The organism is Novosphingobium sp. 32-60-15 (genome assembly GCF_002280675.1).
In the GTDB taxonomy this organism is placed as follows: Bacteria; Pseudomonadota; Alphaproteobacteria; order Sphingomonadales; family Sphingomonadaceae; genus Novosphingobium.
In genome coordinates this window covers 62799-83297 of record NZ_NCEN01000021.1, presented here as the reverse complement: position 1 = coordinate 83297, position 20499 = coordinate 62799, and the positions used below count along the sequence as shown (strand labels likewise).

Below are 20499 nucleotides of genomic sequence, written 5' to 3'. Positions count from 1 at the left end.
TGGCAAGTGAACATGCGGTAAGTGTAATTTTTGCGCACCAGTCCCGATCTGCGGGAATGCTGGCATTCACGACCTGCCCCAAGGACAGTGTGGCACTTTTGCTACACACATTGCGGATTTATTTCGCAACTCTCATTCCTGTATGTAACTGACCGGCTAAATCCGCCAAACGGAGAAATCTTTTTCCGGATGCACCGATGTTTAACCACAACGAGACAACATCTGGTGCGGTCGGAAAAGTGCTTGTTGCCAATCTTCGGGGGCGCAGGCGGACAGGACAACAAGGGACTGTACACGTGAACAAAAAAACTTTCTCCGCGCTCCGAGCGAGCGCAGCGCCACTGGCGCTGGTAATTGCAGGCTTCGCCGCCTCAGCCGCCTTCGTTGCACCAGCAATGGCGCAAGATTTTACAAACGCTACCGCGAGCGGCCAAATCGTTGGCGAAGATGACGCACCGATTGCGGGCGCAACTGTTGAAATCCGGTCGAACGATCAGGGCTTTACCCGCTCGGTCACAACCGATTCTTCGGGCAACTACCGCATCCCCACCCTGCCACAGGGCACATACACCTTCACCGTAACGGCTGACGGTTATTCAACCTTCACCGATCCGGCAGTCCGCATCACGCAGTCTGAAGGCGGCAACTCGTTCCGACTTGCACCAGCAGGCGCCGGCACCGCATCGGCTGATGGCTCGATCGTCGTTACCGGTCAGCGCATCCGCGTTTCCGATTTTGACCGCACCACCACGGGCCAAGTCATCTCGGTCGCCGACGTTGCAGAGCGTATCCCCGTTGCACGCGATCTTACCTCGGTCATTCTGCTTGCTCCCGGCACCAGCCAGGGCGACAGCGCATTCGGCAGTTTGCCCTCAATTTCAGGCGGTTCGGTTTCAGAAAACACGTTCTTCGTCAACGGACTGAACATCACCGATTTCCGTGAAGGCCTCGGCTCTGTCACGGTTCCTTTCGAATTCTATCAGACGGTTGAAGTCAAGAACGGCGGCGTTCCTGCTGAATTCGGTCGCTTCACCGGCGGCTTCATCAACGCTGTTACCAAGTCGGGCGGCAACGAATTCCACGGCGGCATCTTGGTAAACTGGCAGCCCGATGGCCTGACAGAAGATCGCAAGAACACCCTGATCGACCAGAACGATCAAGATTCACGCGAACAGATTCAGGCAATTTTCAGCCTTTCCGGCCCAATCATCAAGGATCGACTGTTCTTCTACGGTTTCTACCAAACGAACTATAACAAGTTTGGTGATACGCAGTTGACCACCAATCCTAACACCACGATTGATGATCCAGCCAGCGCCGATCCGCTCGACCGTCTGCAGGTCCAACCCTACAGCACCGGCCTGCGTCGTCTTGAAGACAAGATCCGTTCGCCATTCTACGGCGGCAAGCTCGACTTCCTGCCATTTGACGGTCATCGCCTCGAGTTTACCTACTTCAACTCGACGCAGCAGACCTATCGTGATTCGTTTGGCGTAACCGACACCACAGGCGGCGGCTACGATTCGCGCGTTGACACCGGCGTTGTTCGCGGCGCGTATCAGAGCACGGCCATCATCGAAGAAGGCGGCGAAAACTTCGTAGGCCGCTACACCGGCCAGCTTACCGACTTCCTCACGATTTCGGGCGCTTACGGCAAGAACAAGAGCCAATACATTGCCGGTTCTTCGCAGCCGAACTATCCGTTCATCAGCGACACGTCGGGCAACTTCAGCCCTGCGCTTTCGGGTAACCCAATCCAAGGTATCGAAACCAACCTCGACACCCGCGAATTCTACCGTGGTGACGTCGAACTGTTCGTAAATGCCTTTGGTGAGCACCACTTCAAGGCAGGTTACGACCGCGAAAACCTGACGACTGACTCCACCAGCAGCTACACCGGCAATGTTGCTTACACATATGTGAACTCGGGTTCGGGCGACGTATATGTAACAACGCCAAACACGCTGTATGTCACGGGCCGTACCTTCATTAACGGTGGTGTTTTCACCTCGCGCAACGAAGCGTTCTACCTGCAAGACAGCTGGTCACTGTTCGACAACCGTCTGGTCCTGAACCTTGGCGTACGTAATGACCGCTTCTCGAACAACAACGTGAACGGCGAAACATACTACAAGTCGGGCAACCAGTGGGCGCCACGCCTTGCGGCCACATTCGACCCGTTCGGTGACAAGCGCACGAAGATTTACGGTTCTTATGGCCGTTACTTCCTGCCTGTCGTTGCCAACACCAACATTCGTTTGGCCGGTGCTGAACTCGATTACACCCGCTACAATCTTGTTTCGGGCGTAAATCCTGACGGTACTCCAATCCTTGGTGCGCCGGTTTTGGGCTTTGCTGACGCGGCACCATGCCCCGACACCAATGTTCGCAACTGCGATATCATCTCGGATGGTGTAGCAACGCCAACCATCGCTACCGTTTCGAAGAACCTGCGTCCGCAGTCGGTTGACGAATTCGTGCTCGGCTTCGAACATCAGCTTGGCAACGGCATTCGCGTTGGTCTGTTCGGCCAGTATCGTAAGCTGAATGACTCGCTCGAAGACATTGCAATCGATGCTGCTGTAAACAAGTATTGCGACGACAACAGCCTTGATTGCACGACTGCATCGGGTAGCCCGATCTGGTCAGGCTTCCACCAGTATGTGCTGGCAAACCCAGGTCGCGATGCGCAGATCACTCTGTCGGATCCGGTCAACGGTGAAACCACTCTGCGTACGATCGACTTCTCGGCAGCTGATCTTGGCTATCCGCGGGCACGTCGTACCTACAAGGCAATCACCGCCACGTTTGATCGTGACTTTGATGGCACGTGGAGCCTTTCTGCTTCGTACACATGGTCGAAGTCTGAAGGTAACATCGAAGGCGGTATCCGTTCGGATAACAGCCAGACCGACTCGGGTCTGACCACCGCATTCGACCAACCGGGTCTCGTCAACGGTGCCTATGGCTACCTGCCAAGCGACGCGCGTCACAAGTTCAAGGTCTTTGGCTCTTACAAGATTGCCGATTGGCTAACACTTGGCACGCAATTCCAAGCAGTGTCGCCACGCAAGTTTGGCTGCATCGGTCGCGTACCAGTATCGGTTGATCCATTCGCTGGTGCATATGGCGCGGCAGGTTTCTACTGCAACGTGGACTCCTCGGGTAACGTGATCACCAACCCTGCATTCAAGGCATTCCAGAACAACGCAGCGGGAACGAGCCTTTCGCTCACGCCACGTGGTTCGCAGCTTGAATCAGACTGGAACATCTTCACCAACGTGTCGGCCGTATTCACACTGCCAACCGACGCGTTTGAAGGTACCTTCCGTGTCGACGTGTTCAACGTCTTCAACCAGCAGGGCGTACTCGACGTTCGCGAATTGGGAACGCAGGGCAACGGTCGTCCACGCGGTGACTATGGCACCCCGCTGTCGTACCAGCAGCCGCGCTTCTTCCGCTTCCAGTTCGGCATCAATTTCTGATCTGAAGCGAAATACCGTGTAAAACGGAGGGGTGGCTTTCGGGCCGCCCCTCTTTTTTTGCCCGGCGCTTTTCTATAGGCAACCTGCATGACTTCCGAGCAAGCCGCGCAGTTGCTGCGCACCTTCGTCAGCGCCCTTGAACGCCGCAACAGGCGCGATGCCAATGCCGCTGCTTTCGCTTTGCTTGAAGGCAATCCGCCGCTTGGCAAAAACTGGCATTCCATCGCCAAAGTCATGCAAACCAATGGCGAATATACCGCCGCCAATGATGCGATGGCGCGTTATGTCGCCCATTATCCGGCCGATCCGCAGGCCCGCTTTCTTCAGGCTGCGATGCTGGCCCAGACCGGGCAACTGGAACGCGCACAGGAAACCATGGGCCACGTGCCCTTCGGCGTGCCCACCCCATCGGGCCACCATTACATTCGCGGCACAATTGCCGTGAACATGGGGCAAATGGAGGAGTCCGAGCGGCAACTTCTGGCAGCGCTGGATGTTGACCCGCAATTGGGGCAGGCCATGCTTTCCCTTTCCGCAGCCAGAAAGCGCACGGCGGGCGATCCTGTCGGCGACCGCATTCTTGCCGCTGAAACGGCTATGGCAGGCGCTCCCGCCCTTGAACGCGCGCATTATCACTATGCCGCCGGGCGGGTCCATTTTGACCGCAAGGAACCGGACGTCGCCTTCCGCCACTTTGCCCAAGGTGCTGCGCTTGTCCGCACATGGCGTCCGTACGATGCCGCCGCCGACGTGCGGGATGCCGCGCAATGCCGCGATGGCTTCGACCGGGCCTTCGTTGATCGCGTGAATGCCGGGGTGTCGATCGATACCAGCGCGCCGATCTTTGTCACAGGCCTGCCCCGTTCGGGCACGACGCTGGTCGAACAGATTCTCGTCAGCCATTCTGCTGTTACCGGCGGCGAGGAAATGGGCCGCATGGCGGTGGTGCAGCGCGATTTGCCCGGCAGTGGCGGCGCTGGTCTGGCAAGCTATCTGGCTGCGGGCGGCCATGCCGATGACCTTGCCGCCCTTTACATTCATCTGGGCCAGGAACGCTTTGGCAAACAGGGCCGCTTTGTTGACAAGGCGTTGAATACCAGCCGGTTCATGGGTCTGATTGCCGCCCTGCTGCCACAAGCGCCGATCATCTGGCTGCGGCGTGATCCGGTGGACTGCGCATGGTCAGCCTTTCGCACCTACTTCCTGCAAGGGCTCGATTGGAGTTGGGACCTTGCCGATATCGCGCAACACTTTACGCTGGAGGACGAACTCTTCCGCCACTGGACCGCGCTGTTTCCAGACCGCATTCTTGTCGTCGATTACGAAGATCTGGTGCGCCATCCTGACGACCACATTCGCCGCATCCTTGCGCATTGCCACTTGCCCGAAGAACCGCAAGTGTTCCGCCCGCACGAAACCCGGCGCGTCGTATCCACCGCCAGCGTCATGCAGGTGCGCGAACCGATCAACACTGGCGCAATCGGCCTGGGCGATGTTTACCGCGGGCACCTCGCCCCGTTTATCGCGCGCTATCGGGCACCGGGGCAAGACGCACCCGCCACATCCTGATCCCGCCGGAAGCGGCCAAAGGCATGGGTTCCAGCCACGCAGTCGCTTTGCCCGCGATGAGGTGGGCCATGAAGCCGTCGGGCGCAAGGCGGCTATAGAGCTGCGCCTCGCCATCTGTCGGGCAAATGACCACCATGGTTGCGCCGCGACGGGCCATGATGGCGCGGGCGCCGTGGTCTGGCCCCAGAAACGCAACGAGCAGATCGCGCATGGCATCGCTTGCGCGGTGATGCGCAGTGGCAACCACGGTATGCGGGGTGTTGACCAATATGGCCGGGCCCAGATCCAGCCCTGACAGGATTATGGTGGTGGGCACGCGGCCCAGCGCGGGCAGGGCCGCGGGAAGTTTGCACCGCTCCATCGCCGTTGACCGGGCCGGTTGGCGCATCACAGCCTCTCCCGCAAGGCCAATGGCCACGCCCGGCACCAGAAGTACCACCAGAAACACCATCCGCCCCAGTCTGCGCAAGACCAGAGGATCAGCCTGCCACGCGGAAACTTGCGCACGGAACTGCCAAGCCGCCGGGATCGTCGCGAAAAGGCAGGAAACCGCAGAAGCGCGCGTGACCAGCAGGCCGACCACGGTCGCCCCCGCCAGCAGCAGCGCCATATCCAGCCACCAATCGCGGCTCGCCTGATCCTGAGCATTACGCCACAACCGCCAGCAGGCGATCAGGCCGAACAATGGCAGCAGCACCATAGTGGCGCTGACAAGCAGGACTTGCCGCCAAACGGGCAAACCTTCGGACACCGAATCCAGCCACACGTTCTTGACCAGCGGATCAAGCGCGGCAAACGCGTCCAATCCCACACATTGCGGCGCGCGCGCTGCCATCAGCGCCAGCGCGCCAAGGCCGACACCGGCCAGCACAATCAGGCTTAACGCCGGAGGCCGACGGCGCAGGCGCGGCAGCAGCAAACAACAGCAACCCGCGCTCCACAACAGGACCATCACATGCACCGGCGAAACGGCATCGCAGTGATCGGCAAGGTCTGACAGCCCGCGCGTCAGCAGGAAAAGGACCGCGCTCGCCAGGCCGAGACTGGCCATGTAAGCGCCCAGCCACTCGCGCTGTCCGCGCAACAGGCGCAAGGTGCAAACCCCGGCAAAGATGATCGCCAAAGGCAGTGATTCCAGCGAAATCGCCAAAGCCAGCGCCAGCGCCAACCCGGCAACAGCCCCGCCCACACGCTCCCCGCGCGAGGCCATGCCGTTCAGCGCGACAAGCGCGAGGACGAATTGCCAGCCGTGGTGATCAATCGTCAGCGGCATCATGCGGATAGAGGCAGGAATGGCGGCAACCACCATTTGCGCGGCAATAATGCCCGATAATGTGCCAAACTGGCGCGCGGCCAGACGCGCGCTCAGCAGCATGGCCGAAGCCAAAGTCAGCAACGGCACCAGCACAATGGCCATGATCTCGGCCTGCGCCTGCCCCAGAAACGGGCGGAACAGCAGGATGACCACGGCCAGCGGGATATCCACGATGCGCGTCCAGTGCATCGCCACTCCATCGGGCGGGGCAATGCGATACTGGTGAAGATCAAACCAGCCCTGCCCGTTCAGCAGATCGCGGACCTGCTGCATACGCAAGGCATCGTCAGCATCCATGAACCCGGTAGGACCAATGCTCCCGCGCATCGCCACCATCATCAATACAGACGTGACAGCCCACAGCAGCAGCACCGCAACAACGGGCGTTTTGGCGCGGTCTTTGGTGAAAGGCGCTCCGGCCTGAATCGCCCTCATTGAAAGACAATCCGTTTGCGCAGCAGCCACGTCGCGGTAAAGCTGACGGCGATGGCGAGGATTTTGGACGCCCGCGAATCCATGCCCAGCGCTGTCCCCATCCCCACGATCAGGGTGGTCAGCGCAAGGCCGATCAGCGCAGACCCCACGAACAGCGCCTTTTGCCGCGTCCGCGCGCCCCGCTCTTCGGCAACACTATCGGCAAACACCGCCCGGCTTGAAAGCAGCCAATGCGCCACAATGCCCAGCGAATATCCTGCGGCCGAGGCAAGCACAGGCGCAATCCCCAGCGCCAGCAGCGCAAGGAATGATCCCATATCCACCGCCAGCGCGCCAAGACTGGCGAGCAGGTAGCGCAAAAGCAACATGCGGCGCAGACGGTTGATCATCGGCAGCATTATCCCGGTTATGGCTGGATCAAGCGGCCTTTGATGCGGGCTTGGCGGCAGATTTATCCGGCACGATGCGTTCAGGCACATCGCGCACCGATGCCAGCGCAGCGGCCTGATCGGGCGTTACCGCAACGCGGGTAGGGATCGCCTTTTCAGCGCCCTCGTCACCAGCCTCATGATATTCGGCGTCTTCGTTGACGCACCACGTATCGTAAATCCGCGCGCCTGCAGCGATGTTTTCCACCGTCAGCATCGCGGTCATCATCGCGTGGTCCTGATTGTTATAGCGGTGCATCCCGTTGCGCCCGACAAGGTGCAACGTCGGGTGCGCGGCTTCCAGTTCACTGCGCATTGCATCAACATTGGCGGCATATTCATCGTCGTAAACCGGATAGGCCTTTTCCTGTCGCACCACCACGCCGCCGATGACCTTGTCCGGGCTGACCAGGCCAAGGATCGCCATTTCGCGGGTCGCCAGCGCAATCAGATCATCGTCCGATGAATCCCACAGCGCGTCCCCTTCAAAGCAGAAATATTCCAGCCCCACGCACGCCACGCTTTCATCGGGCACCATTTCGGGTGACCATGAGCGGAAGTTCTGGATGCGGCCCACCTTCACTTTGCTATCGTGAATATAGATCCAGTTATCGGGAAACAGCTCTTCCGACCGGATCTTCAACGCAACGGTCAGGAAATCGCGATAGCGCAAGCGGCTGCCCTCAAGCGAGGACGCGGGCAGCGGATGCAGCCGCGCGGCCAGTTCACGCATTGGCGCCGAACTGATCGCATGGGCCGCCTCGATCATCACTTCGCCGCCGTTTGCATTGCTGGCCGACAAACGCCAACCGCCCTGCCCATCTGCGGCGAGTTGCTTGAAGGCATGGCCCATCAACACTTCGCCCTTGCCCGTCGCAAGGATCTTGTCGCGCGCGGCGTCCCACATCATGCCGGGGCCAAGGCGCGGATAGCGGAAGGTTTCCAGCAAAGTCTTGGTCTGCATGCCATCGTTCGGGCGCTTGTTCAGGCCCAGGCTGCGCTTGAGACCATCGACAACCGCGCCCCACAGCGAAAGGCCCTTGATACGTTGGGCCGCCCAGTCCGCGCTCATTTCATCGCAGGGCATGCCCCACACCTTCTCGGTGTAAGTCTTGAAAAAGATGGAATAGAGTTTCTGGCCGAACTGGTTGATGGTCCAGTCCTCAAAGCTTTTCACATTGCGGTTGGGAAAGGCCTTGGCCTGCGCAAAGCTTGCCATGCACAAAGCGGAACGCATTATGCCAAGGTTCCACAGCGCTTCGAACGCCCGCAACGGATAGGAGTAAAACTTGCCCTCGTAATAGATGCGGCTCATCCGCGGGCGCTGGATGAAATCATCGGGCAAAATCTCGTTCCACAAGTCCACCACTTGCTTGGATTTCGAGAAGAAGCGGTGGCCGCCGATATCGAACCGGTAGCCTTCATGCTCGACCGTGCGGCTGATACCGCCGACATAAGTCTGGTCTTTCTCGATGATCGCCACCGAAAATCCGCGCCGGGTCAAAAGATAGCCTGCGGTAAGGCCTGCAGGGCCCGCGCCGATGATGGCCACGTCAACCTTGCGGGTCTGCGCGCCACTTTGCCCGGACCGGCCCTCAACCACCTTCTCACCGCTAACCATCGAAGCCCCCGTCCAAGCGCTATTCGCTGGCCTTCAGAGGTGAACAAAAATGGCTAAGACTTGGTTAACAACAGCGTGCGGATGCGCGAAAAGTGCCTGTTTCGGCCTTATCCGTGCAGCTTATTTGCGATGTTACCAGACTGGCCCTCATCGGGTTGCAATGGCGCTGTAATCCGCGCCAATTCATCAAGCTGGAAGGTCTGTTCAAACAGCAATCCATAGTGCGGATGATTGCGCCAGCGCACTTTGGCATAGATTGTGGGCAAGGCCCCGGCTTCAATGCGCACCAACTCGTTCATTAACAGCCACTTGTCACACGCGACACTGCCACCGCGTTGCGAAATGTCCCTGAACCCCACGCTCACCGCCTCGCCGCCGGAATGGAGCATGGCATCGAGTTGAACCCGCAGCCGGACCTGCCGTTTCGGGTATGCGCCACTGTTTTCGTCCAGCAAACCTTCAAGGTTCACCTCGTCAACAAAGCGCAAACCTGCGTATTCACCCTCTTTCCAGATCACTTCCAGGGGGTAGCAATCACCATTGCTCATTTCGACAAGGATCGTGCTGTATTGGTCTGGCAGGGGCGAAAACAGGCGGACTTTGACGCCCATCGATGATGCATCGCGAATGATGCAGAGAAATTCGCGGGTACGTTGATCCTGATCGCTCCGACCGTCCGATACATCGGGAAGGCGTTCGTCATTGCGGGCCAAGCCAAATCCCCTTGCGTGGTGTTCTCGGCAAAAAACCGGGGATCACATGAGGCCCCGGCATGAAAAGTATAGCCCGCGAAGTCCTACTTTGGGGTTAACCACATTTCCGGAGTTGAACGTTTTTGCTTTCGGTCGGGACTTACGCCGTTGGCAAACACGATGGGTTTGCAAAGCCCCACCCCGTCATGCTCAACTCGTTTCAGCATCCATCGCTCAACAGGCTCTGTCGGTTTGAATAAAGAAATGAAAGGGTTTCACGCAGAGGCGCAGAGAAGAAGTGGAGGCGCGGAGGGGGCAGTCTTTGCCGCAAGGCCATCCAAAAATCCGGCCATAAACAATACGGCTATGTCAGCCTTGAAACAACAGCTTCGCCCCCAAACCCAACCTCTCCGCGCCTCCACTTCTTCTCTGCGTCTCTGCGTGAAACATGACAACCTTCGGGGAACGCCCCGCTCGCATGCGGTTCTTGCGCTAGCGTCATGCTGAAACAAGTTCAGCATGACGGTGGTTGAGAAGTCTCGGTGCCGGAAGGTGTAAACGCCAAATCGCCATTCAGTTGGCGGCTTTGCCCATCACTCTGGACCAATCGACCAATTTGAAGTTCTGGGCAGCCGGCGCATTGTTGCCATCCTGCGCCACAAAAAGTCCCATCGGATAGGACGGCCCGAAATCCCCCAACGCCAATTCGATTCCATCGGTATCGCTGGTCGCGCCATATTGGCCAGCAGCAATGCGAAAACGCTTGGTTGGCTGTGCCGTTGCCAGGTCCAGCAGGACATAAGCATTGTCGCCCTGGCTTGATGCCACCAGCCAGCCGCCCGTCGCGCCTTCAGGCGCAAGCGCCAGCCCCTCCACGTCATCTACCAGGCCCTGCCCTGCGCTCACTTTGGCAAATACGGTTGCGGCCAGACTGGCGCTGCGCAAATCCACCCGCCAGATGCCGATATCCTCTTCAGCCACATAAAGCGTGCCGCTGCGGTCATCGACAACGCAGCCTTCGGACTGCGTGGCGAACTTCACGTTGCGTAAATGCTCCGCCTTGATCGCGCCTTCACGTGCCACCAACCGGCTTTCGGCAACGGTGCCATCCTTCAACACCACATAGGCCCGCGCCATTTCACCATCGGCCAGCGCGCCACCCATGCAAAAACCATAAGCTTCAGCAGGCGCATGGCCTTGCGGCAGGAACGTCTGCGCGCCAAGCGTTGTCAGCTTGCCCGTTGCGCCATCCAGCGCGAACAGTGCGATGCGCGGTTCCGCCCGGTCGGAACGATCACTGGCCGCCACCACAATCACCCCGGGCCGCACTTCGCGCAGATCAACGTTATTGAGCGCGCCCGCCGCCACGAAATCGCGCACTTTGCCGTCCAGGCCATAGACATAAAGCCCGGCCTTCTTGTCCGTGCCCACAATCAGACTGGCAGCAGGATTGCCAGCATTGCGCCAGATCGCCGGATCATCCGCCGCGTCTGCCGCCGCTGTACCCACCGGCGCAGTCTCGCCCGAAGCCATGACGTCATGTGCCGGATAGAACGGACGCGGCGGGGTCTGCACCCCGGCGCAGGCGGTAAGGGCCAGCACCGGCAGCAAAGCCCCCGGTACCTTATGCAGCGCTGAACACGTAATCGAGGATAGGCCACGTGATGCGCCGCGAACGAAATGTTTCATATATCCCCTTTAAAACCCGGTTTCGGACCCGGGCATAGGGGCACAATTTGACATTCACGCAACAGCCAAGCGTCAAAAAGTACTATATTTCAGCAAGATGACGACGCTGGCCAGAAAAGCTTGGTGCGGACGGCGGGACTCGAACCCGCACGATCAAAGATCAAGGGATTTTAAGTCCCTGGCGTCTACCATTCCGCCACGTCCGCATGTGCAACTTGCGCTTGCCACAGCATCAAAGCCGCCGCAACGGTCAGTTGCAGCGGCTTGTGCATGGTGGCATTGTCATGGTGTGCGTCAGTCGGCGTTGAGCCGGACACGCATTTCCTTGCCAGCCTTGAAATAGGGAACGCGCTTGCCCGGGACTTCGACAGTTTCACCCGTGCGCGGGTTGCGACCCTTGCGCGGATCACGGTCACGCGTGGAGAACGCACCGAAGCCGCGCAGTTCCACGCGGCCACCATCAGCCAACCGCTTGGCAATTTCGTCAAAGAACACGTCGACAACGCGTTCGATTTCTTCGCTGCGCATATCCGGGCTCTCTTTTGCGAGAGCCTGCAGCAGCTCCGATCTAATCATTCGATACCCTCCGCCAGACGCAGTTGCTGCGTCCCCCTTTTGTTTACGACCCCTGCGCCCAAACCCCCGTAAGAACGCATTAAGCATTCCTGCCACGCAAAAACCCGCATTACAATCGGTTGATTTTGTCTTCGTCGCACCAAAATGAACAGATTCACCCCAATTCGGTCAAATTTGCTAACTTGAGGCCAAGCAAATGCATTCTTTGGACAATTACAGGCCATTCTTCGGTTAGGAATGATTCGCGCTCACGCTTGCGCAGCGCCTCAACGGCCCCTGCCGCAACGAACATTCCGATTCCCCGCTGGACCGTCACGAATCCTTCGTCCTGGAATTGCTGGTAGGCTTTGGCGACCGTCAAAGGGTTGGCACCCTGTTCAGCGGCAAATGAGCGGACGGATGGCAGCATCGTGCCTTCGGGATAGCGCCCTTCAAGAATGCCGGCGCAGATTTCATCGCGCAGGCGCAAATAGACAGGGCGGCCCGGATTGGTCATAGGTGATGCACTGCCATAATACAGTGATGCCATAATACGGCTGTGCACGCAACGACGGCCTTCCTCCACTTCAGACTGGTTGCGTTTGAAAATAGTTTCTTGCCACGCACGTTCGTGCCACTAAAGCCGTGACGCCACGCTCGGGAGAGGCGCATGGCACCTGGCAACAACGACGAGAACGCCCGCCCATATGGCTTCGGACAACATCAGCGCCACCAATCCTGCCCAACCGACGCATGGCGACTGGTTTGGCCATCCCGCACAATTGAAACGCCTGTTCACCACCGAAATGTGGGAGCGGTTCGGCTATTACGGCATGCGGGCCATTCTGACGCTCTACCTTGCCAAGCATTTCCTGTTCAACGACACGACCAGCACCGGCATTTACGGTGGCTTCACCGCGCTGGTCTATCTGACGCCGCTCGTCGGCGGGCTCATTGCCGACCGGTATCTGGGATCAAAGCGTTCGGTCAAATTCGGCGCGATCCTGATGGCGCTGGGCTATTTCATGCTGTGCTTTGGTGGCGATGCCGCCAAACCTTATGCAACGATTGAAGGCCAACGCTACGAAGTCAGCATTGCCGAAACGAACGGGGCCGAAGTGCGCTCGCTCGAAATGGGTGGTCAGCGCCTGCAAATCGTCGGCAATGATGACAAATCGGTCTCGTTAAAGGCGGCAGACGGCACCGAAGCACGGCGCATTGCGCCCGGCGGCTTTGAATCCGATGGCGAACGCTCGCCCTTCCACGTCGCATTGCTGCTGGTCGGCTTGTCCATCGTCACGGTCGGCAACGGCTTTTTCAAACCCAATATCTCGACCATGGTCGGCACGCTTTATGCCGATGGCGACCGGCGGCGCGATGCGGGCTTCACCATCTTTTACATGGGCATCAATCTCGGCTCGCTGATTTCGCAGTTCTTCTGCCCGATCCTGGCCGAAGCGGTGGGCTGGTGGGCAGGCTTTGGCCTTGCAGCCCTTGGCATGACATTCTCGTGGTTGCTGGTGCAGTTCGATGGCGGGCGGCTGAACGGCTATGGTGAGCGCCCTGCCGGAGCCGATGCCAGCAAGGACTGGCTGATCTATGGCGCGGCACTGGTCTGCGTCCCGCTGTTCTGGTTCCTGTTCATGAACCTGATGGCCTATGTTCCGCCACAGGCTGGCGAGGGCCTTGCAGGTTATTTCCTCGGCCTGCCGATCATGGGCAAGCTGATGTTCGGCACGTTCCTGATTGCGGTGCCCGGCATCCTGATCTGGGCACTGACGGCGGGCAACCGCGTCGAATTCCAGATGATGGTCGCCGCGATGGTGCTGATCGTGTTCAACACCGTGTTCTGGACCCTTTTCGAACAGGCAGGCTCATCCCTCACCCTCTTTGCCGAACGCAATACCATGCTGGAAGTGGGCTGGACCCGCCCGCTTTTCGCCATGTTCCGTGATATTCCCGCCAGCTATTACGCGTTCTTTGCCGTGCTGCTGGGCGGGTTGGGCCGGGCGCTGGCATGGTTCTTCGGGCAGGGCGAAGTGCCGGCCACACGCCGCAAGCTGAACATCGGCTTTGGCGTGGTGATGATCTCGGGCTTTCTCGGCATGGTCTATGCCCGCGCGCAGGGCTTCGGCAATGATCCGGTCTATGTCATGCCAGCAGGCCAGACGCAGATCTTCAACGCGCTTTTCATTGTCACCCTGGCCCCGCTGTTCAGCGTGATGTGGAATGCCATGGCGCGACGCGGGGTAGAGCCATCAATCCCCGTCAAATTCGCGCTGGCCCTCATGGGCGTTGGCGGCGGTTTCCTGCTGCTGGTCTGGGGATCGCAATTCGCCGATGCCCAGTTCAAGGTCGGGCTGGTCTGGCTGGCAGGGCTGTACCTGATCCATTCCATGGCCGAACTGTGCATTTCACCCGTCGGCCTTTCCATGATCACCAAGCTGTCGATGGCGCGCATTGTCGGCATGATGATGGGCGTGTGGTTCCTGTCGATTGCGGTCGCGCAATATGTGGCGGGCATGGTCGCACAAATTGCCAGTGTGGAAACCGTGGGCGGGCAGGTCACCAACCTCAAGGTCAGCCTCGATACTTATGTCGGCGTGTTCACCACAATCGGGTGGATTTCTGTCGGCATCGGCGTGGTGTTGCTGGTGGTGGCCGTGCCCCTGAAGAAGCTCATGCACGGCGTTACCTGAGTGTCTGATCTCAGACCTTAAAGCATCCGATTTGATCCCATCTCGTCATGTGACGGGAAGACGGGTCAAAGTGATTGGTGTAACCTGTGCAAACGTATTTCAGGGCTGCGTGCAGCGCGCGTGTGCAACACGCAGGGCCGCAAAGATGTGGGATGGTTGCATCCACGTGGCTTCGTTCTGGATATGATAAATATAAACGCAGGGTAAGGCAGCATCATCTATGGACAACACAATCCTTCCTCTGGCCCTCGCCATGGCCAGCTTTGTCCTGACCCATTTTCTGATGTCCGGGCCGTTGCGACGGCCGCTTGTTTCAGCATTGGGTGCGCAGTGGTTCCTGCTGTTCTATTCACTGGTTTCGCTGGGCACATTCGCATGGGGCGCCGTGGCCTATGACCGGGCGTCTGCAACCGCGCCGCTGTGGAATGGCATGCATCCTTTCGCATGGATCATTGGCAGCATCCTGACCATCATTGCGCTTGCACTGATCATCCCGTCTTTCGCACGAAACCCTGCCCTGCCCGGTGCAAAGGCTGCGGGACTGGGCACGGTTATTCCCACCGGCGTATTCACCATCACCCGTCACCCGATGATGTGGGGCTTCAGCCTTTGGGCCTTGGGGCACATCATCGTTGCACCCGAACTGCGCGTGATCATATTCATGGGATCGCTGATCCTGCTTGGCCTGCTCGGCTCACACTTTCAGGACCAGCGCAAACTTGCCGAAAACACGCGCGAGTTTGAACCGTGGCAGCGCCGCACATCGTTCTGGCCCGACGTGCGCCAATTCACGCGGCTCAAGGCAACATGGCTGGTCGCAGCAGTGCTGTGGTTCATCGCCACCGTGGTTCACTGGGAAGTGTTCGGCATCCCCGCAGGTCCGTGGCTCTGGCTTGGTTAGTTACATGGAACTGAAGTTCATCTCATAAATTCTTCGTCATGCTGAACTTGTTTCAGCATCCATCTTGCCCCGCGCACTTTCGCCTCGCGGCAGCGCAATGGCCCGGTTTGCTGCAAAATTCGGGCGTAAGTGCGCGTGGAGGAATGGACCCTGAAACAAGTTCAGGGTGACGATCCATTAAAATTGCGAACTTCGATTCCACCATACTAGAGCGGGATGACGTTAACCTGACTCAGATCTCCGTTCGTGTCGAGCCCTTCGAAACACTCAGGATAAACTTCCGACTTCGCTCGACACGAACGGGACTTGCTTTGGATCAGTGTAAAGTCATCACGACCTAATCATGTAAATCTGAAATTCGCCACATCATTTAGTCACCCCGGGCTTGACCCGGGGCAAGGCTTTTTTTGGCGCCTTTGCGCCAAAAAGAAAAACAGCGGGATCCCGGGTCAAGCCCGAGATGACGACAATGTAGTGAACTTCAGTTCCGTGCCACTCGCGCCACTGCCTCAGGCGCGGGCTTCGCCAACTCCGGCGCTGTTGTGGCGCAAGGCTTTCAGCACGGTTTCCACAATATGCGGCGCGTTCAGCCCCGCCTCGTCATATTGCTTGTCCGGCGCACCGTGGTCCTGAAACACATCGGGCAGGCGCATCGTGCGAATTTTCAGGCCTGCATCGGTCAGCCCTTCATCGCTGGCCAGCGTCAGCACATGCGCGCCAAGCCCGCCGATCGACCCTTCTTCCACCGTGATGATCACTTCATGCGTGATCATCAACTGGCGGATCAGCGCCTCGTCCAGCGGCTTGGCAAAGCGCAAGTCGGCAACCGTGGTGGAAAGGCCTTTGGCCTCCAGCTGGTCAGCCGCCTTCATCGCCTCGGCCAGACGCGTGCCGAGCGATAGCAGCGCCACCTTTGAACCGTGGCGCACGATCCGGCCCTTGCCGATTTCCAGCCGTTCCAGCACCTCTGGCATGGCCACGCCGGTACCATTTCCGCGCGGATAGCGGAACGCAATCGGCCCGCTATCGTGGCAGGCTGCGGTATAGGTCATATGCGCCAGTTCGGCTTCGTCAGCCGCCGCCATCACCACAAGATTGGGCAGCGTTGCCAGATAAGTAATATCAAACGATCCGGCATGGGTCGCACCATCGGCCCCGACCAGTCCGGCGCGGTCAATCGCAAAGCGGACGGGCAGGTTCTGGATCGCAACGTCATGCACAACCTGGTCGAACGCGCGTTGCAGGAACGTGGAATAGATCGCGCAGAACGGGCGCATGCCTTCGGCAGCAAGCCCTGCGGCAAATGTCACCGCATGCTGTTCGGCAATGCCCACATCGAACGTCCGGTCAGGGTGGGCCGTGGCAAATTTGTCCACGCCGGTACCACCGGGCATGGCTGCGGTAATCGCACAAATGCGCGGATCACTGTCAGCCAGCTTGGCCAATGTTTCGCCAAACACGTTCTGGTACGCAGGGGCAGATGCCTTGGCCTTGACCTGTTCGCCTGTGCCCACATCGAACTTCTGCACGCCATGATACTTGTCAGCCGCCGCTTCAGCCGGGGCATAACCCTTGCCCTTTTGCGTCACCACATGGATCAGGCACGGGCCTTCGGCGGCATCACGCACATTTTCCAGAATGGGGATCAACTGGTCGATGTTGTGGCCATCAATCGGGCCGACGTAATAGAAGCCCAGTTCTTCAAACAGTGTGCCGCCCATCGCCATGCCGCGCGCAAACTCGTCGGTTTTGCGGGCCGCTTCGTGCAAGGGGCGGGGCAGTTTTTGCGCAAGACGGCGCACGATTTCGCGCATGCCCAGGAACGGGCGCGACGATACCAGCCGTGCCAGATAGGCCGAAAGCCCGCCCACCGGCGGCGCAATCGACATATCGTTATCATTGAGGATCACGACGAGCCGGTTGCCCGCCGCCTGCGCGTTGTTCATCGCCTCATAGGCCATGCCCGCGCTCATCGCGCCATCACCGATCACGGCAATACCCCGGCCCGGGCGATTCGTCATCTTGTTGGCAATGGCAAAGCCCAGCGCGGCCGAGATCGACGTTGAAGAATGCGCGGTGCCGAACGGGTCGTATTCGCTCTCGCTGCGCTTGGTAAAGCCGGACAGCCCGCCGGGCTGGCGCAATGTGCGGATGCGGTCACGCCGTCCGGTGATGATCTTGTGCGGATAGGCTTGATGGCCCACATCCCAGATCAAGCGGTCCTCGGGCGTATTGAACACGTAATGCAGCGCCACGGTCAATTCAACCACGCCAAGGCCGGAACCCAGATGGCCGCCGGTCGTGCCAACCGCCGAGATCATTTCCGCGCGCAGTTCATCGGCCAGCTGACGAAGCTGGGTCGGCGCAAGCATGCGAAGGTCTGCGGGTTTATCTACCGTGTCGAGCAACGGTGTCGCCAATACTGGACTCATTTTTTATTCTCTACACCGTTGCATTGGTCGTGTCGAACTTCCCGTATAGGCAAACTGTCATCGTTTGAAAGAGGCATGTGAAAGGGGCACAGGCGCTTATTCCCCCTCGCCGCACCGGCTGCACAATCCGCGCAGTTCCACCACCGGACGCACTTCGGCAAAGCCCGAAATTTGCGCCGCCGCACGCAAGGCACCGGTCAAGCTGTCATCATCGATATGCGTCACCGCACCGCACGTATCGCAGATCAGGAAAATGCAATCATGGCGGCATCCGGGATGGCTATTGGCCACATAAGCGTTCGCGCTTTCGATCCGCCGCGCCAGATTGGTGCGCACAAACAGGTCAAGGATGCGGTACACCGAATTGGCCGCTACCCGCTTGCCCCGGCTGGCCCCCACGCTCTCGGCAATATCATAGGCCGAGGCCGGTTTTTCGCGCGCCGCCAGCGCCGCAAACACATCGGCACGCATATCAGTCCACTGTTCGCCCGCTTCGACAAGCGCATGGCGCGCAGCGTCAACCAGCTTTTCGCCAGCAAAGTCGTGGTGGTGATGGTGTCCGGACATATCGCCAAGATAGGGCGCGCTTGCCCGAAGCGCAAATCAGTTACGCGTAAACACCGACTTGTACAGATCGGGGAACATCCGCCTCAACGCCGCCACCTTGGGTGCGTCCCACCGGCGGATATAGCCATGGTTCGGATTGTTGACCATGAAGTCCTGATGATAGCTCTCGGCCGGATAAAACGCCTTGTACGGCTCCACCGTCGTCACCACCGGCTTCTTCCACAAGTCCAGCCGCTTCAATTGCGCCAGATACCCTGCCGCGACGCGCACTTGCTCTTTGTCCATCGGTACCAATGCGTTGCGATATTGCGTACCGTGATCAGGGCCTTGATAATTCAACTGCGTCGGGTTTGCCCCCACTGCAAAGAACACCTGCAGCAATTGGTCATAGCGGATTTTGGCAGGATCATAGGTCACCCGCACCGCCTCGGCGTGGCCGGTCCGTCCGGTGCCTACCGTATCGTAAGAAGCGTCTTTCTTCGCCCCGCCGTGATAGCCTGAAACGACGCTGGTCACGCCCTTCAAATGGCTGAACACGCCTTCGATGCCCCAAAAGCAGCCACCTGCAAACACGGCCACTTTCTTGCCCGGCGTTTCATTGGCTTGCACCGCAGCTGCAGGCGTTGCCATCACCTCTTCGGCAAGCGCAGTCTGCTGGCATGCCGCAGTCATCACCCCCACAGCGATCAATGCAGCAAGGGTGCGCCGCACCATGTTACTGGCCAACCTGGTCGGTCAAATCCGCAGACGCAAACGCCGTGGCCCCCGCCGTCAGGCCCATCACCGCAATGCCCATCAGGAAGCCGAATGCCAGTGATCGGAAAAAGTCAGGCTTGAACAGGCCCATCGTCGTGCTTTCAAATTGCGGTCAGTTAACGTCAGACTCTGCATTGCCGCCGGCAGTCTTAACGTGAGGTGACGCCATGCACAGCTGCACTTTGATGCCGACCCTCTTTCCGCAAAGCGTTGCTTGCCTGCGGCAGGCCGATTCTACGCGCGCAATTGCACCCAGACCGGCGCATGATCGCTCGCCTTTTCGCGCCCGCGATAATCCTTGTCCACGCCCGCTGCGATCAACCTGTCAGCCAGTTCGGGCGAAAGCAACGCGTGATCGATGCGGAAGCCGTGGTCACGCTGCCAGGCCCCTGCCTGATAGTCCCAGAACGTCCACACCCCGCCCTGCGGATTGAACAGGTCAATCGCATCGGTCCAGCCATCGTTGAGCAACCGGCGATAGGCATCGCGCGATTCAGGCTGCATCAGCGCATCATCGGCCATCGCCTTGACCGAATAGGTGTCCTTGTCTTCAGGGATCACGTTGTAATCGCCAATCACCAGCGCAGGCACTTCCTCGGCGGCAATCTGCGCCATGCGGGTGCGCAGCCGCTCCATCCAGCGCAGCTTGTAATCAAACTTCGGCCCCGGCTGCGGATTGCCATTGGGCAAATAGATGCACGCCACGCGCACGCCGAACACATCGGCCTCAAGATAGCGCGAATGTTCGTCCTCGGGCTCCCCCACCAGCCCGCGCTGCACCTCTACCGGCTTTTCTCCGTCAGCCAGGATGGCAACGCCGTTAAAGCCTTTCTGCCCGTGCCAGATCGCATGATAGCCGATCTTCTCGAACTCGGCGGCGGGAAAGCCCTCATCCTGCGTCTTGATCTCTTGCAAACACGCAACAGATGGCCGGGTTTCCTCCAGCCATTCCAGCAAGCGCGGCAACCGGGCCTTGATCCCGTTGATATTGAACGATGCAACTTTGATCATATGGCGAACGAGGAACCGCAGCCACAGCCCGATGCCGCTTGCGGATTGCTCACCCGGAAGGCCGCACCGCCCAGCGATTCCACATATTCCACCACACTGCCTTCCAGCAGGCCAAGGCTGACAGAATCAACCAGCAGTTTCACGCCTTCAGTCTCGGCAATCGTATCATCAGCTTCCGGCGCATCGGCCAGCCCGAATTTGTATTGAAAGCCCGAACAGCCGCCCCCTTCGACCGACAGCCGCAGGATTGCAGGCTTGTCCTGCTTGGCCGCGATGGTGGCAACGCGCGCGGCAGCGCTTGGGGCGAGCGAGATGACAGGTTCAGACATGGGCACAAGATAGGG

The 20499-nt window shown here is 59.2% G+C and carries 17 protein-coding genes and 1 tRNA gene; 4 read left to right on the top strand and 14 right to left on the bottom strand.

All coding sequences use genetic code 11. From position 1 onward, the window contains the following. Positions 1–296 precede the first annotated feature (296 nt). A complete protein-coding gene (locus B7Y89_RS14295) occupies positions 297–3485 on the top strand; it encodes a TonB-dependent receptor (protein WP_292939170.1) in 3189 nt (1062 codons plus the stop codon). Between the two features lie 87 nt (positions 3486–3572). Next, positions 3573–5054: a tetratricopeptide repeat-containing sulfotransferase family protein gene (locus B7Y89_RS14290; protein WP_292939169.1), complete on the top strand. Its 1482-nt coding sequence runs from the start codon at positions 3573–3575 to the stop codon at positions 5052–5054. Here the strand turns inward: B7Y89_RS14290 and B7Y89_RS14285 are convergent. The 8 genes from B7Y89_RS14285 to B7Y89_RS14250 all read right to left on the bottom strand — a co-directional run bounded on the left by B7Y89_RS14285 (position 5005) and on the right by B7Y89_RS14250 (position 12339). Beyond that, positions 5005–6804 (bottom strand): hypothetical protein, encoded by a 1800-nt coding sequence (locus tag B7Y89_RS14285; protein WP_292939168.1) that lies wholly within the window; start codon positions 6802–6804, stop codon positions 5005–5007. The two genes, B7Y89_RS14290 and B7Y89_RS14285, sit on opposite strands and share 50 nt — an antisense overlap. Then, positions 6801–7193, bottom strand: coding sequence for a GtrA family protein (locus B7Y89_RS14280; RefSeq protein ID WP_366416251.1), 393 nt, complete (start codon positions 7191–7193; stop codon positions 6801–6803). The genes B7Y89_RS14285 and B7Y89_RS14280 overlap by 4 nt, the downstream gene beginning before the upstream one ends. Before the next feature lie 28 nt (positions 7194–7221). After that, complete coding sequence (locus B7Y89_RS14275) at positions 7222–8853, bottom strand: NAD(P)/FAD-dependent oxidoreductase (protein ID WP_292939166.1); 1632 nt, start codon at positions 8851–8853, stop codon at positions 7222–7224. A gap of 107 nt (positions 8854–8960) precedes the next feature. Beyond that, positions 8961–9566 carry a PilZ domain-containing protein gene (locus B7Y89_RS14270; RefSeq protein ID WP_292939165.1) on the bottom strand — a complete coding sequence of 202 codons (606 nt, stop codon included), beginning with the start codon at positions 9564–9566 and terminating at the stop codon, positions 8961–8963. A 552-nt stretch (positions 9567–10118) separates the two neighbouring features. Then, a complete protein-coding gene (locus tag B7Y89_RS14265; protein ID WP_292939164.1) occupies positions 10119–11234 on the bottom strand; it encodes a phytase in 1116 nt (371 codons plus the stop codon). 121 nt (positions 11235–11355) lie between these two features. Beyond that, positions 11356–11440, bottom strand: a tRNA-Leu gene (locus B7Y89_RS14260). A gap of 88 nt (positions 11441–11528) precedes the next feature. Continuing rightward, positions 11529–11810: an integration host factor subunit beta gene (locus tag B7Y89_RS14255; RefSeq protein ID WP_292939163.1), complete on the bottom strand. Its 282-nt coding sequence runs from the start codon at positions 11808–11810 to the stop codon at positions 11529–11531. Positions 11811–11964: 154 nt separating this feature from the next. Next, a complete protein-coding gene (locus B7Y89_RS14250) occupies positions 11965–12339 on the bottom strand; it encodes a GntR family transcriptional regulator (protein ID WP_292939162.1) in 375 nt (124 codons plus the stop codon). A gap of 157 nt (positions 12340–12496) precedes the next feature. Between B7Y89_RS14250 and B7Y89_RS14245 the strand changes: the two genes are divergently transcribed. Next, positions 12497–14488, top strand: a complete 1992-nt coding sequence (locus tag B7Y89_RS14245) for a peptide MFS transporter (protein WP_292939161.1) — start codon at positions 12497–12499, stop codon at positions 14486–14488. Positions 14489–14708: 220 nt separating this feature from the next. Next, positions 14709–15389: an NnrU family protein gene (locus tag B7Y89_RS14240; protein ID WP_292939160.1), complete on the top strand. Its 681-nt coding sequence runs from the start codon at positions 14709–14711 to the stop codon at positions 15387–15389. Between the two features lie 509 nt (positions 15390–15898). Here B7Y89_RS14240 and dxs read toward each other — a convergent pair. The 6 genes from dxs to B7Y89_RS14210 all read right to left on the bottom strand — a co-directional run bounded on the left by dxs (position 15899) and on the right by B7Y89_RS14210 (position 20484). Then, positions 15899–17821 carry a 1-deoxy-D-xylulose-5-phosphate synthase gene (dxs, locus tag B7Y89_RS14235; RefSeq protein ID WP_292939159.1) on the bottom strand — a complete coding sequence of 641 codons (1923 nt, stop codon included), beginning with the start codon at positions 17819–17821 and terminating at the stop codon, positions 15899–15901. Between the two features lie 96 nt (positions 17822–17917). Continuing rightward, positions 17918–18388, bottom strand: coding sequence for a transcriptional repressor (locus B7Y89_RS14230; RefSeq protein WP_292939158.1), 471 nt, complete (start codon positions 18386–18388; stop codon positions 17918–17920). 36 nt (positions 18389–18424) lie between these two features. Beyond that, the gene (msrA, locus tag B7Y89_RS14225; protein ID WP_292939157.1) at positions 18425–19102 is read right to left on the bottom strand and encodes a peptide-methionine (S)-S-oxide reductase MsrA; all 678 of its coding nucleotides are present in this window, start codon (positions 19100–19102) and stop codon (positions 18425–18427) included. A 1-nt stretch (position 19103) separates the two neighbouring features. After that, the gene (locus B7Y89_RS14220) at positions 19104–19235 is read right to left on the bottom strand and encodes a hypothetical protein (protein ID WP_292939156.1); all 132 of its coding nucleotides are present in this window, start codon (positions 19233–19235) and stop codon (positions 19104–19106) included. A 143-nt stretch (positions 19236–19378) separates the two neighbouring features. Next, positions 19379–20152, bottom strand: coding sequence for an exodeoxyribonuclease III (gene xth, locus B7Y89_RS14215; RefSeq protein ID WP_292939207.1), 774 nt, complete (start codon positions 20150–20152; stop codon positions 19379–19381). Then, positions 20152–20484: an iron-sulfur cluster assembly accessory protein gene (locus tag B7Y89_RS14210; RefSeq protein WP_292939155.1), complete on the bottom strand. Its 333-nt coding sequence runs from the start codon at positions 20482–20484 to the stop codon at positions 20152–20154. Before B7Y89_RS14210 ends, xth begins: the two co-directional genes overlap by 1 nt. Between the last annotated feature and the right edge of the window lie 15 nt (positions 20485–20499).

What these genes read in the sequence shown, in the direction of transcription:
- B7Y89_RS14250 (WP_292939162.1), bottom strand. Translation starts at nt 12,339, where the DNA reads ATGGCATCACTGTATTATGGCAGTGCATCACCTATGACCAATCCGGGC.
- dxs (WP_292939159.1), bottom strand. Translation starts at nt 17,821, where the DNA reads ATGAGTCCAGTATTGGCGACACCGTTGCTCGACACGGTAGATAAACCC.
- B7Y89_RS14220 (WP_292939156.1), bottom strand. Translation starts at nt 19,235, where the DNA reads ATGGGCCTGTTCAAGCCTGACTTTTTCCGATCACTGGCATTCGGCTTC.
- B7Y89_RS14230 (WP_292939158.1), bottom strand. Translation starts at nt 18,388, where the DNA reads ATGTCCGGACACCATCACCACCACGACTTTGCTGGCGAAAAGCTGGTT.
- B7Y89_RS14275 (WP_292939166.1), bottom strand. Translation starts at nt 8,853, where the DNA reads ATGGTTAGCGGTGAGAAGGTGGTTGAGGGCCGGTCCGGGCAAAGTGGC.
- B7Y89_RS14210 (WP_292939155.1), bottom strand. Translation starts at nt 20,484, where the DNA reads ATGTCTGAACCTGTCATCTCGCTCGCCCCAAGCGCTGCCGCGCGCGTT.
- msrA (WP_292939157.1), bottom strand. Translation starts at nt 19,102, where the DNA reads ATGGTGCGGCGCACCCTTGCTGCATTGATCGCTGTGGGGGTGATGACT.
- B7Y89_RS14265 (WP_292939164.1), bottom strand. Translation starts at nt 11,234, where the DNA reads ATGAAACATTTCGTTCGCGGCGCATCACGTGGCCTATCCTCGATTACG.
- B7Y89_RS14255 (WP_292939163.1), bottom strand. Translation starts at nt 11,810, where the DNA reads ATGATTAGATCGGAGCTGCTGCAGGCTCTCGCAAAAGAGAGCCCGGAT.
- B7Y89_RS14280 (WP_366416251.1), bottom strand. Translation starts at nt 7,193, where the DNA reads ATGATCAACCGTCTGCGCCGCATGTTGCTTTTGCGCTACCTGCTCGCC.
- B7Y89_RS14285 (WP_292939168.1), bottom strand. Translation starts at nt 6,804, where the DNA reads ATGAGGGCGATTCAGGCCGGAGCGCCTTTCACCAAAGACCGCGCCAAA.
- B7Y89_RS14245 (WP_292939161.1), top strand. Translation starts at nt 12,497, where the DNA reads ATGGCTTCGGACAACATCAGCGCCACCAATCCTGCCCAACCGACGCAT.
- B7Y89_RS14240 (WP_292939160.1), top strand. Translation starts at nt 14,709, where the DNA reads ATGGACAACACAATCCTTCCTCTGGCCCTCGCCATGGCCAGCTTTGTC.
- B7Y89_RS14290 (WP_292939169.1), top strand. Translation starts at nt 3,573, where the DNA reads ATGACTTCCGAGCAAGCCGCGCAGTTGCTGCGCACCTTCGTCAGCGCC.